This is a genomic window from Desulfopila sp. IMCC35008, from assembly GCF_010646885.2.
Lineage (GTDB): Bacteria > Desulfobacterota > Desulfobulbia > Desulfobulbales > Desulfocapsaceae > Desulfopila.
Window position 1 is genome coordinate 264,064 of the sequence record NZ_CP050700.1, and the last position, 13,230, is coordinate 277,293.

The 13,230-nt window shown below is 51.3% G+C and carries 11 protein-coding genes; 10 read left to right on the forward strand and 1 reads right to left on the reverse strand.

Translation table 11 applies throughout. The features are described from left to right. Positions 1 to 51: 51 nt before the first annotated feature. The 7 genes from GA520_RS01165 (at position 52) to GA520_RS01195 (ending at position 8,603) form a co-directional block, all read left to right on the forward strand. Entirely contained in the window at positions 52 to 2,283 is a 2,232-nt protein-coding gene (locus GA520_RS01165; protein WP_163337198.1) for a DUF2169 domain-containing protein, read from the forward strand. After that, positions 2,280 to 4,115: a pentapeptide repeat-containing protein gene (locus tag GA520_RS01170; RefSeq protein WP_163337199.1), complete on the forward strand. Its 1,836-nt coding sequence runs from the start codon at positions 2,280 to 2,282 to the stop codon at positions 4,113 to 4,115. The genes GA520_RS01165 and GA520_RS01170 overlap by 4 nt, the downstream gene beginning before the upstream one ends. Further along, a complete protein-coding gene (locus tag GA520_RS01175) occupies positions 4,112 to 4,993 on the forward strand; it encodes a DUF3540 domain-containing protein (protein WP_163337200.1) in 882 nt (293 codons plus the stop codon). The genes GA520_RS01170 and GA520_RS01175 overlap by 4 nt, the downstream gene beginning before the upstream one ends. Positions 4,994 to 5,070: 77 nt before the next feature. Next, complete coding sequence (locus GA520_RS01180) at positions 5,071 to 5,487, forward strand: DUF4150 domain-containing protein (RefSeq protein WP_205749223.1); 417 nt, start codon at positions 5,071 to 5,073, stop codon at positions 5,485 to 5,487. Positions 5,488 to 5,538: 51 nt separating this feature from the next. Beyond that, positions 5,539 to 7,008, forward strand: a complete 1,470-nt coding sequence (locus GA520_RS01185) for a transglycosylase SLT domain-containing protein (RefSeq protein WP_163337201.1) — start codon at positions 5,539 to 5,541, stop codon at positions 7,006 to 7,008. Positions 7,009 to 7,031: 23 nt separating this feature from the next. After that, positions 7,032 to 7,811, forward strand: coding sequence for a hypothetical protein (locus GA520_RS01190; protein WP_163337202.1), 780 nt, complete (start codon positions 7,032 to 7,034; stop codon positions 7,809 to 7,811). A 21-nt stretch (positions 7,812 to 7,832) separates the two neighbouring features. Beyond that, a complete protein-coding gene (locus GA520_RS01195; protein ID WP_163337203.1) occupies positions 7,833 to 8,603 on the forward strand; it encodes a hypothetical protein in 771 nt (256 codons plus the stop codon). 27 nt (positions 8,604 to 8,630) lie between these two features. On the opposite strand, the gene GA520_RS01200 is transcribed toward GA520_RS01195, so the two are convergent. Further along, positions 8,631 to 9,527 (reverse strand): FHA domain-containing protein, encoded by an 897-nt coding sequence (locus GA520_RS01200; protein WP_163337204.1) that lies wholly within the window; start codon positions 9,525 to 9,527, stop codon positions 8,631 to 8,633. A 137-nt stretch (positions 9,528 to 9,664) separates the two neighbouring features. On the opposite strand from GA520_RS01200, the gene GA520_RS01205 reads away from it, so the two are divergent. The 3 genes from GA520_RS01205 to GA520_RS01215 are packed head-to-tail and all read left to right on the forward strand — an operon-like array spanning position 9,665 to position 13,223. Beyond that, entirely contained in the window at positions 9,665 to 10,399 is a 735-nt protein-coding gene (locus GA520_RS01205) for a Stp1/IreP family PP2C-type Ser/Thr phosphatase (protein ID WP_163337205.1), read from the forward strand. A gap of 17 nt (positions 10,400 to 10,416) precedes the next feature. Further along, complete coding sequence (locus GA520_RS01210) at positions 10,417 to 11,349, forward strand: serine protease (RefSeq protein WP_163337206.1); 933 nt, start codon at positions 10,417 to 10,419, stop codon at positions 11,347 to 11,349. Beyond that, positions 11,346 to 13,223, forward strand: a complete 1,878-nt coding sequence (locus GA520_RS01215) for a serine/threonine-protein kinase (RefSeq protein ID WP_163337207.1) — start codon at positions 11,346 to 11,348, stop codon at positions 13,221 to 13,223. Before GA520_RS01210 ends, GA520_RS01215 begins: the two co-directional genes overlap by 4 nt. The last annotated feature ends 7 nt before the right edge of the window (positions 13,224 to 13,230 follow it).

Sequence of the window (13,230 nt, forward strand, 5' to 3'; positions counted from 1 at the left end):
CGCTGTTGTCTGAACGGAATTTAACGGAGGCGGACTCTTCCCGACAAACTGATGGAATTTGTGAACACCACTCCTTTTCCCTGTATCACGCTCCCCGGACAAGTAAATTTCCCGGGTAATTCTCTTACTTTGATAGTGAAGGGGACTTTCAGGATACGCCACGGGGAAACAGCGGTCATTGCTGATGAACAGCTCTTTCCCACAGGAGATGAATTCTATCCCGATGACCAGGATGGGGTGGGGAGCCTCCGGTATGCAAGTGATTTTGCACATTATAAACCGTCGGCTGATTTGCTGTTGGTCGGAACCTGCTATCCAGCAGGGGGAGAGTCTGTGCCTGCCTGCCATGTGAGCTTCAGGGTCGGCGGGAAGAGCAAGACGCTCGCGCTTTTTGGCGATCGACACTGGAGTGCAGGCGGTGGAATTTCCAATCCCCGGCCATTTCGAGAAATGGAACTGCGTTATGAGAAGAGCTTTGGGGGAATAGGTTACGGTAACAACCCTGTTGGAAGAGGTTTTAGCGGTCAGGGGGCAGTGAGACCCGGGCAAAATGTATTGCCTAATATCGAACATTTTCATCGCCTCGTAGTCAGCCGCAATGATCAGCCTGGCCCGGCCGGTTTCGGTCCGTTGCACAGTTTATGGACGCAGCGAGTGGACAAACTGGGAACGTATGATCAGGAATGGGTGCAGGGACGCTGGCCATGGTTTCCGGCAGATTTTGACTGGACCTATTATAATACCGCCCAGGATGAGCTGAGGATGGAAGGATACCTGAAAGGTGATGAAATGCTGGCCTTCGAATATCTTCATCCAGAACATTCCAAATATTCCAGCAGATTACCAGGTGTTTCTGTGCGCTGTCTGGTCAGTAAGCCAGATAAGGCTGCAGCAGAAAGAAGGAAGTGCCAGGAGGTTGCATTACGGCTTGATACGCTCTGGATTGATATGGATGAAGAGACTCTGGTACTTGTCTGGCGCGGAGTCATTGAAACGGCAAAGCCGGGGGGAGAAGATATTGAGCATATCTTCCTTTGTACAGAAAATGAGGAAGAGCCCGTTGATTCCCTGGAAAATTTAAAACAACGTTTTCAAAGAGGGTTGGCAGCACTTTTGGAGGAGAATCTCGAAGAAGAGGAGAGTGAGGAGGTATCCTTTACTGATCTGGATATCGATGGTGCGTTGTCTCTTGCCCAAAAGGATATCGATGCAGAGATTGATCTACTCAAAAAAGCGCTGGAGGCTGCCGGTATTGAGTCCGAAGCGGTAGTTCCTGCACCAACTGACAGCAGTGCCGACAGGGAATTGGAAGAACGGCTGCTCAAGGAACACGGTATATTTGATGAAGACCGGCATGATTGGACAAGGGAGCGGGTTGCTGCTCATTATCTGGAGGGGGGGACATTTGCCGACCAGGACCTGAGAGGGCTTGACCTTTCAGGTCTCGACTTAAATAAGGCTGTGTTCAGCAATGCGTACCTTCAATCAGTTAACTTCAGGGAGTGCGGTTTGGCAAAGGCTGTGTTCCTGGGCTCCAACTGTGAACAGACAGATTTTTCAGGTGCAGATCTTCAAGGCACTGTTTTTGATGAATGTGATTGCAGCTTCGCAATCTTTACGAACAGTCTGATGTGCAATTCATCGCTTGTGCATGCCACTTTTGACCAGGCCTTGCTGGTGCGTGCTGACCTTTCAGGGGCAAACGGTGAGGATGCCCTTTTTAGTGGGGCCAACCTGCAGCAGGCTCGTCTTGTTGCCAGTCAGTTTCAACGGGCGGATTTTTCTAGGGCGTTGCTTGAACAGGCGGATTTCAGGCAAGCCCAGCTTGGGGAAGCTTCAATGGAGGGTGCCAATGCTCAGCGCATTAACCTGACTGGTGCAGACCTTAAAGAATTGAGGGCCTCGGAGGGGGCAGACTTTACTGGCGCAATTTTGTGCGAGGCGACGGGTCCGGAGTCCATATGGGAAAACGCCATAATGGATCATGCGGATATTTCATATACCCACCTCCAATCTGCCGATTTTTCAGGTGCGTCCTTTGACAACACCAATTGTTTCTGTGCCGATGTACGATTTGGCAGATTTCTGGGAGCTGTTTTCAAGAGAGCGCAATGTGGATCGATGGATCTTTTCGAAAGTAGTTTTGAGTCGAGTGTTCTGACGGAGGTTGTTTTCAGGGATGCGAATCTCTACGGTGCCGAATTTCTTAATGCCGAGATTACCAACTCTGATTTTTCCGGGGCGAATCTGACAATGTCAAAACTTGCCGGGAGAACCGTATGAGTGGATTCGTCTCAGCAGATGAGTTGAAAGAACTTGTCACCCGGAAGACTGCTGTTGAGCGTGTCTGTCTGGATGGTGTCGACCTTGAGGGAGCGGATTTACGCGGGGGTAGTTTTACCGATGTGGTGTTTACCGCATGCAACTTGGCAGGGGTTGACTTTCAGGAGGCCATTTTTAAGAACGTGCAGATACTTGACTGCTGCCTGGATCACTGCAATTTCTCACGGGCGAAGTTGAAGGGAACTGTCTTTGCAAATGCTCTCGGGTACGGAACCCTCTTCCGTGAAACATGCCTGGATGGCGCAGTTTTTTCATCTGCCAATGTGCCAACGACGGAGCAGGAGAATGTGCAGGTCACCCTTGAGGATTTTGGTTTGTCTGAGTCTACTGTTCCGGTGCTTAAGGAGCAAGGGGTCGTCGGCTATGCAAGTGGTGTTTTTCGACTGGAACAGGCTGACTTTCAAGGGGCCTCACTCCGCGAAGTTCTTTTCCAGGGAGCGGAGTTAGAGGATAGTACTTTTTGCGCTATAGATGGCGCGGAACTGTCGTTTCATTCCTGTTCGCTGACAAGAATCGATTTTTCCGAGGCGTCGCTCATATCCAGTTCCGTTTATTCCTGTCTTGTGCGGGGTGGTGTTTTTAAGCAGGCGTCATTCAGGATGGCAACGTTTACCGACATGTCTTTTCTTGAAGTTGACCTGGGGGAGGCCGACATTAACGAAGCGAGTTTTCAACAGCTTGATCTTACCAGGCTGATGTCGGTCCTGCCGGACGATCTGGAGGACTGCTCTTTTATCAATTGTGATGCCAATGGCGTCTCTTTTTCAGGGAAAAAGCTTCACCACGTGTTTTTTTCCGGTTGTCTTCTTGGCAATGCAGATTTTCGTGACTCGTCTTTGGTTTCCCTGATGTTTCAGGAGTCAGATGTTTCGGGAGTTGATTTTGGCGGGCTACAACTCATAAACGTTGATTTTTCCGGGATGGATTTGCGCCAGGCAGCGTTTGGCGGGGCTCAGCTTCAAGACTGTGATTTTAGTGAAGGCTGTTTAGCGCATGCCAGTTTTGCAGGGGCCACCCTTGATAATTGTCGATTCAGTGGCGGTGACCTGTCGGCTGTGGATCTGTCAGGCGCAGAAATATTGTTCTGTGAAATGAGAGGGGCCAATCTCAAGCAGTCAATTTTGAGCGGCGCACGAGTTGTATCAACTGATTTTGACGGTGTTGATTTTAGGAGGACAGTGCTTGACGGGGTGTCTTTCAATTACTGTTCGTTAAAGAACACTATTTTTGCGGGGATGGACCTGGGCGGCTGCAATTTTTCTGATTCAGATCTGGAAATGGCAAATCTGTCTTCGGCACTTCTGGATAAGGGGTGCTTGTGTCAATGCAATCTGAGTTCTGCCGACTTGAGTCAATGTTCATTGAAGGAGGTAAATGGGCATACGGTCGATTTTCGAAAAGGAGTGCTCGCCGGGGCAACGTTTGCAGGGAGTGATCTGCGCTGTTCATGCTTTGGGGAGGCTGACCTTGGGGACACCGATTTTACTGCCTGTCGAATGGAGCGTTGTGAGTTCAGCGCTGCTCAATGCGAACGCACCATATTTACGAATGCCGAGCTTAAATTTGCCGACTTTTCCCATGCCCGCCTTAAAGCTACCGATTTTTCCAATGCAGACCTGACCCAGACCCTCCTGCACGGGATGCGGGAAGAGTCAGTGCAATGGCGGGGAGCCATACTCGATTTGGCAGAACGTACCGATCCTGAAAGGCTGAGAGCCGAGCAATGGAGGCCTCCTCTGCCGCCTTTACGATCAACCCGGGGTGATCTATGAAAGATGATATAGCAACCACAGTTATGCGGGATACAACGAGTATTTTCGGCCCCGCGCTTGTTTTGTCCGTCGATGAAGGAGGGAGGACAGCTCAGCTGTATTATGCCTGTGACAGCGGCGTCGAGAGACTTGATGCTGTCATCGCTTTACAGTATCCCGGTCACCTTCATGCCGGTGACCGGGTTCTGGTGAGTGGTGAAGCTCCCGAAAACCTGTTTATCATAGGGCTGCTGAATAGCGCACAGCAAGAGCGTCGTCTGGTTGCGCCGGACGGTGCTTCTGTTCGCCTTGTTACTAAAGATGAGGTCTGCGTTATCCAGGTGCTTTCGCCGGATAACCGGTTGATGGTGGAATACGATTGCAAGAGCGGGAAAACATGCATTGCTGGTGAAGGAGATATTGAGATCAACGCCCCGGCAGGAAGGATAGAACTTGCTGCCGAGCGGGAAATTGCGCTTCAGAGCAGTCAGGTGTCGATAAGGGGGCAGACTTCCGTTGCTCTGTCAGCAGGCCCGGAACAGGATGATATCGCCGGGCAGGTATCCATTAATGAACGGCAGGTCTGGTTGCGGGGAAGGGACATTAATCTTTCCGGGCAACGGGGCAGCTTTCATTTTGGTGAGTACCGGATGGTTGCCAGGGAATTTATCGGTAAAGCTCTGCGAGTGAGGTTTTTTGCAGAAAAAGTTGAGACAACGTCGGTGAGTGTGATCAGCCGGGTCAAAGACTGGTACCAGACAGCAACCAACCTGGTCCAGATTAAATCCGGACGTCTCAGGTTGTTAAGTGATACGACATTTTTTCAAAAAAGTCGGAGCACAGTATTGAAAGCAGAAGAAGACGTAAAGGTTAAGGCCGAGAAAATACATCTCGGCTAGGAGCCTGTCCGAGAATGCTTTTTGCCTCAATTCTCCGACATACTCCAGGGTTGGTTTAGAAAACGGAAGGAGGACAAATGCCAGGAATAATGCCAGCAGCCACCAAAGGAGGCGGTCAATGCTTTGCCATGCCGGATGTCTGCCTGACCCCGGCTCCCCCTGCGCCACCGGTGCCCACTCCATATCCGAATACGGGAATGGTTAACCAGGCAAAGAAGACGGCAACAAAGGTGAAGTTTTGCGGTAAGGAAGCAGTGACTAAAAAGTCGGAAATATCAAGGTCGATGGGGGATGAAGCGGGTGTGAACAAAGGGGTAATGTCGGGCATGAATATGGGCAAAATTTGTTACAAGAAGGGCAGTGGTAAGGTTAAGGCCCAAGGACAGCAGGTCTGCTACCTAGGCTCGATAACCGGCCATAACGGTACGAACGCCAATATGCCGGTCGGAGCTCAGGTTGCACCAAGCCAGACTAAGGTCCTTGTGGCGCCATAATCGCCAGACGGAAAAGGAAACCGGAATGATGGATCGGATTAGTGGTGATCGATGACAGGGAAATCGACAAACGGTTCCACGCACGGCAGACAGGTGAGTTTGCAGCTCACTTTCACCAATGCGCAGGGCAGGCAGGAAACGAAGGTGCTTTCCCGGTCATTTCGTATCGGTCGCGCTGCCGAATGTGAGATCTGTATTGCTGATCCCGTAGTAAGCCGAAAGCATGCCGAGGTGGTGTTGCTGGCTGATCGCTGGTGGTTGGTTGACGAGGGCAGCGCGAACGGGCTGTTTGTTAATGACAGGCGGATTAATCGGTTAGAGTTAGAGGGAGATATCCGGGTTCAGCTTGGTGAGGGTGGTCCCGGGTTGTTGATCCAGGTCTCTTATCCGCGTGAGACCGCGGCCGAAAAGGAAGACCCGCTGACCGTTACCCAGTACCAGAAACGCTATTTTGATGACGACGGCGAAGAAGAAGCCGGCGAACACACCATGATGATGCGCCAGGCGTACAAGAGGGTGCAGAAGAAGCAGAAAAAAAGGTACGGTTCGATCATTGCGGTGGTCACTCTCCTGTTTGTGCTAGCCGGTTCGGTGGCGGTGTACAAACATCTGCAGGTAGCGAAACAGCGGGAGCTTGCCGGGGAAATATTCTACTCCATGAAGGCCCTGGAACTGGAATTTGCCGAATTGCTGGAGAGTGCCAGGAAGTCGAAGGATCCGGTAACAATAGCCAAGGTGAAACAGTTTGAGGAGCGGAATAAGGAACTGGAGAAAAGTTATTCCCATTTTGTCGAACAGTTGGATATCTATGAAAAGAGCATCAGTCCCGAGGAGAAGTTGATACTCAGGATGGCCCGCACCTTTGGTGAGTGCGAGATTTTCATGCCCGAGGATTTTGCGGATGAGGTGATGCGCTATATCGAGAAGTGGAAATCGACCAGAAGGTTTGCCAATGCGGTAGCCAGGGCCCGGCAGAATGGGTACAGCGAGCCCATTGCCGGGGCCATGCTGACCTATAATCTGCCGCCGCAGTTTTATTACCTTGCCATGCAGGAGAGCAATTTCAACGTCAATGCCTGCGGACCCAAGACCCGGTGGGGGATTGCCAAGGGGATGTGGCAGTTTATCCCGTCGACGGCAAAATACTATGGTTTACAGACGGGGCCGCTCGCCGAAGTGAGGAAACCGGATCCCAATGATGATCGGCATAATTTTTATAAATCCACCCGGGCTGCTGCCAAATATCTGCGCACTATCTATGATACGGACGCACAGGCATCGGGACTGCTGGTAATGGCTTCATACAACTGGGGTGAAACCAGGGTGAACAGGTTGCTCAGGGAAATGCCGGAGAACCCGCAAGAGAGGAATTTCTGGAAATTCCTGGAGAAATATCGGGAGAAGATCCCGCAACAGACCTACGATTACGTTTTTTATATTTTTTCCGCCGCCGTAATTGGCGAGAACCCCAGACTTTTCGGGTTCGATATGGATAACCCACTCGGCTTTGTCGAATCGTAACAATTTTGCTACAGGAAACAGGCATGAAAAAAAAGATATGGCTTACATCGCTTGAGGGAGCGCAGGACGCTGTTCAGCATATCATGGCCAGTTTGAAAAAGTACGGTCTGGAAATCGACGGTCATTTCTGGGAAGATGATCTTGAGAAGATGGCTTGGTGCAAACCCCGCGGGGAATTGGTCGATGAGAATGTGAAGATGTGGATTATTTATGGATCGGCAGAATCTCTGGTAAAAAAGTCCGTTCGATATGGTCTTTCAATGTTGGCCTTGACCACACAGGCCCAAAAGGGAATCGCTTTTCCCATTGTTGTGGTGCAGGCGGGTACCCCTCCCGTTACAGCCGATACTCTTCCTGAAAGGTTTAGTAACTGTGTTGTATACCAGGGCGAGCCAAGTGGATACGGGGCCAAGATTGTTGCAGCACTGCATAAACCGGTAGCGAAGGTGACACTTCCTTACCGGATTGATGTGTACGGTATTCCCCAGATTGGCCAGTGGTTTGAAGTCGGGCCGGTGGGAAAGGATTGGCAGGGCGTGATTTTTGCGACCGAAGGAGAAACTATCAAGATGCATGCGGTGGGCAATTCCGGCCAGTTACCGGAGAAGTCCGTTCTCAACTATGCGCAGCAGGGCCTCAAGATAGATATGGGTGAGGTAAGTTTTGACGGTTGGGCTGTCCAGAATGTGCTGGATGCGGATACTTCCTATTTTGTGAAAGTGGAAGGGGCGCCCAAGGCCGTTATGTTCTGCCCATACAGCCAGGAGGATGAAGCGGAGGCGTACGTTATTCGTTTATCATAAATGCAGAAGAAGGGGAACAACATGGCAGAACCGAATATTACCCGCAAGGATCTCGACAATCAGGAATTTCTGAAGCTTCGTCAGGCCACGGCAAAGATCGGGGCAGATCTTGGTGCCCGGTTGAAAAGACATCTGACAACGTTGCGTCCACTCTTCATTCCCCGAAAACTTTTGGGTACCTATGTGAAAAGTTCTTCCCAACAGGAAATTAATGGCTCGGAGAAGGCCTTTGCCGAGCTGCAGGAGATGTACAGTGGTTTGTGTGAGGACCCTTTTCAGCTGCCCAAGAAACTCCAGCCGCCGATGCCCCCGATAGCTGGAACGATAGAGTGTCTGCCTCTTGAATACAGCCTCGAAATTGAGGGAGATCCAACGAAGACTGTTACTATAACCTCACCTACGAAGTTTGTTCTCTCGTACCAGTCAGAGTGTCCGCTCAAACGATTGCAGAATATAATGGCTGCCAACGAGGCACGGCAACCGGATGAGATGCGCCAGGCACTTCTCTGCCACCTGACGTTGGTTCTTTTCTTTAAAACGTTTCCATCCCTGCAGATGTTGCTGGAAGATCTCCGCTATCGGGTGGAGGTGATACAACTTGATCAGTTCGGAGGGTTGCCGGTTATGTTGCTCTCTGTACCGCTCGGTACCTTCCTCCCCAATGATACTTTTATAATGGAGGTGACACAATTATCCGGAATTCCGGCTTTTCAGGAAATAGTTGATCCGGACGCGGTGGTGAATATGGAAGATGCTTTCCGTGATTCCCTGGGGGAGATGATGGTTGGGTGAGTGAGTTACCTGGTTCTCCTCCAAAAACTACCTGTTTTTTTTGAAGGGCCAGAACGATTTTCCAGAGCCGTCTTTGGTCTGCCCACTCTCCTGGTTCGGGGAGGTTTCACTTGCTTCGATTTCCGCAAGCCGGCCTTCACCCAGGAACTGGAAGAACGGTCCGCCCGGAGAGAGGGCGATGCACGTATCGGGTGGGAGTAGAGTTTCGGTACCAACCGGTTTTCCATTGATGGTAACAAGGCCGCGGTCGGTCAGGTCTTTGATGCTGTAACCGTTTTCTGAATGAAAAATTTGCGCGTGCCGGGGCTGCACGGCCGGGTGGCTGAGGGTAAAATCACAGTCGGGCCCACTGCCCAGTGTTACAGGGAGCGCTGAATAGCTTTTGATGACTGGCCCGAACTGGATGATAAAAGGCGTTGAAACTGCCTGTAGCGGGGTTGGTTGGGGTGGTGGCTGTGGTTTCTCCTGGGATCGAGAAGGCTCAATAACCTGTTCGACGATGCTCTCAGGGGAAGGACCTGGCTTGGCCTGAGCTGCGGATGCTTCAGGCAAAACATCAGGCTGAGAAAGATCGGCGGGAGGTTCGTGGCTCGGTGTCCCGTCCTGCATGATGGTAGCAATGAAACTTACTTTGGGGCCATTTTCGGCGATGGTCAATACATCCCCGTTCCGAAGTACCACTTCCTCAATGGGTTTGCCATTGACCAGTGTGCCGTTGGTGCTTTTGTCGGTGGCGATAAACCTGTTTCCCTCCCTTCGTATCTCAACGTGATGACGGGAGATGGTGGTCAATGAAGGGGGAAAGGTTATATGGCAGTCGGGATGCCTGCCGATGGAGATAAAATCTTCGAAAAATTCCTGGATAGCCCCTTTGGACGGGCCGTCGATATGAATCATCTCAACTTTAATAACAGGTGCTTTCATAACAGGTGGCCAACACAATAATGATATGAGGTAATTGTAGGATATCGGGAAGTATATCATGGTATAATAACAGATATTGATCGTTTCTGTCATGTTTTCCGATTATTTCCATCATGACCCTGTATGGAGTATACGCCGTGAAGAGTGCAGCCATTACTGCCTTTGCAGTTACAGATCCCGGTTTGAAGCGCAGCAATAATGAGGATGCCTGTGCAGTGTATCCTGATCAAGGTTGTGCAGCAGTGGCTGATGGCGTTGGCGGAGCCGCAGCTGGTGAGGTTGCCAGCCGGTTGTTTATTTCAAGTGTCGCTAGATATATAAATCAGATGCAGGACTGGTCCGAAGGGGCATGTGTTGCAGCTATAAAGGAGATTTTTTCCACTGCCAACGAAATGATTCTACATCATATCGGTATCCATCCGGAATGCCATGGTATGTCATGTACGGCTGAACTGCTGCTTGTCTCTTCTGGAGGATTCGTGGTGGGACATGTAGGGGATAGTCGCAGTTACCGCTTCAGGAACAAGAGTCTTACACGGCTTACCAGCGATCACACCTTTGTTCAGCAACAACTTGATAAGGGCGAGTTGACCGCTGAAGAGGCCCGAAAACACCGATACAGGAATTTGATTACCAGGGCAGTTGGCAACGACGAAGTACTTGATGTCGATATTATTCGAGGCAGGACCCGACCGGGGGATCTTTTCCTGCTCTGCTCCGACGGGTTGACCGACATGGTGAGAGAGGAGGAGATAACAGTGTGTCTCGGGCGTGATGGAGATCTGCCGGAAAAAACAGCACAGCTTGTGGCTATGGCCAACAGGGCTGGGGGACGTGATAATATTACGGTAGCACTGGTGGGTGTAGCCTGATGAGGAAATTGATTCTAGTGCTCTTATTATTATGGCCGGTTATGCCTGTAGGGGCTGTTGTACCGGAAACTGAAGGCATAAGGTGGCACGTCAGGGTGGTACGACCGGTATCAGAGACCCTTTACGAGGTGATGAGCTGGATGGCGGACTCTGGTTTGGGGGTGGAAAAGAAAGATCTGCAGGACGGTAAGGTGCTGGTGACCGGGATTCCAAAAGAAAAGAACGGGCAGGAGTGGCGGGTAACTGTCTCACCCTATTCAGCCTTGGGTTCAGAAGTGTCGGTGGAAATAACGGGTGGTGTCGATGAGGTGCTTGTCGCCGCTATGAGGAGTGCCCTTGAGAGTGGCAAGGCTGGAGGGACTCAGGATGTTTCTGAAACGTCCGTTCTGCCGTCGCCAGTCCTCGGCCAGATTGAACATGTCGCCTGCATTCACGCGGAAGCGGCTGGGCGAAGTGTACAGTTTAGCGGTTTCTTTATTGATGACGAAGGGTTGATCCTGTGTACTGCCCACGACCTGCTTGAGCATGAACGGGTAAAGGTGATGTCGAATACCGGTCTTTTTTATGAAGGAGATGTCGTAAAAGCTGACTTTGAAAAGGATTTGGCCCTGATCCGGGTAGATGCAGTAAAAGAGGAAGCCGTGCGGGTCGGGGAAGGGCGTAATCTGCTGGTGGTTGGGGAGCGGGTCTATTCTATCGGTTGCCCCATGAATATGAGGGGGACAATTCATACCGGATTTATCAACGGGCCACCACGAAAGATCGGAGAGTCGTTTCTCTGGCAGGCGGGTATTGAGGTGCAGCCCGGCGGGAGCGGCAGCCCTGTTTTCGATATAAACGGTTCTTTGGTAGGGGTGGTTAAAGGGCGGCACAGGGAGGCGGGCGATCTCGGCTTTATACTTCCGTTAGAGGCGATTGTTGATTTTTTACAGGAGTATTTTGACCAGTGAAATACGGTAGATACAGTGTTGTTTCTGAAATTGGCCGGGGTTCAATGGGCGTGGTTTACAAGGCTCACGACCCGCAGATCGATCGGCTTGTGGCCCTGAAAGTGTTACGACAGGATCGCGTATCCTCTGATGATTACGTGAAGCGGTTTGTCAAAGAAGCGACGGCTGTGGGGAGGTTATCCCACCCGGGCATCGTGACCGTTTTTGATATTGGCCAGGATCATGGCACCGTATATATCGCCATGGAGCTGCTTGAGGGAACCCCGGTCGATGAACTCTTCAAGGCGGGCAGGATCAGTGTCGACCAGGCAGTTGAGGTTGGTCGGCGGGTGGCTGACGCACTGCATTATGCACACCGGAAAGGTATCGTTCATAGGGATATCAAACCGGCCAACATTATTTGTTCTGAAAGCGGCCAGGTGAAGGTCACAGATTTTGGAATCGCCCATATCGATGATCCGGACGGACAGCAGATGACCCAGGCTGGTGAGATTCTCGGGACCCCGGTGTATATGAGCCCAGAACAGGTGACGGGGCAGCCGGTGGACGGCCGGTCGGATATTTATTCGCTTGGTGTGATCATGTATGAACTGACAACAGGCGAGCGTCCTTTCAAGGGGAAAAACCTCGGAGCCCTGTTTAATGCCATAACCTGTGCGGAGGTTATGACGCCAAAGGACGTGAATCCCGAGGTGCCGGTATGGCTATCAACGGTAATCATGAAGGCCATGGCTCGTGATCCAGCTGATCGCTATACGAGCGGAGCGGCTCTTGCTGACGCCATGGAACCTCCGCCATCCGTCGATGGGTACTCAGCTGCTGGAACAAAAAATAGAACCGGCGTCGGTAAAGTGGCAACCCTGTTGTTTCTCTTTTGTATCCTCTTGGGAGGGGCGTATCTTCTGGCATCGAAACAGATAATTCCCGGCCTGCCAACCCCGGAATCTCTTCTGAACTCGATTTCAGCTAAAATGAAAGTCAAGGATGGTCATTTGTCCCCGGAAGAGGCAGATACGGTAGGAATGGATGAAGCAAAAGTGGTGGAGGGAGAAAGGGTGGAAGAACCGGTTGCACCACCAGCAATCCAACCTGTAGAACAAGGTGATGGCAGTGGGGGTGAGAGTAGTCAGGAAATGGTCGTTGAGCAGGAGATACCAGGTGAACCGGTACACATAACGGTCGATGAGGTGAAGGCCAAAAATGTTGTGGTCCACCAGGTTGAACAGTCTGAGACGGTAACTGCGGACGAACGAAAAGACGACGCTGCCAATTTCAACGTTACCGGCGAGACAGATACTGCCGATACACCGGAAACAGAAATGACTGACATTTTTACCAATCCTGCCTTTGGTGATGGAAGAGATGAGAAGCTGGATGAAGAGTTGGAGACTGGTGCTCCTGCTGTTCTGGTTGAAAGCACAGGGCAGGAACAGGAGCAGGGGGGGGGCCCGGAAGGTTGGACGCTGGTAGAGGATCGCACATCGACTGAACCAGAGGGTGATCAGTCAGCAGGAGTGCAGGTCGAGGATCTTCCCGACGAGAAGGAATTGACGGAAATACTGGAGAGAAAGCCGGAAGAACTCACTGAAGATGTGTCGGATCAGGCCCCAAAAACAGTCGTTGCCTCGCTTCCCCCGCAGGCGCAGGAGAAACAGGAAGCCCTGGCCGTGTTGAATATGACCAGCCGACCGGAAGGTGCGAGACTCTATGTGGATGGTGAGTATAAGGGAAAGACACCTTTCAAGGAAAGTCTGAGTGCCCGAAAACATGAAATTATGCTGCAGCTTGATGGGTACGGGGACTGGAAGGGGCAACTGGACCTGAGTAAGGGGGATATGAAGGCGCCATTGTCTGTCCGGCTTTTTCCTAAATAGTTTCAGG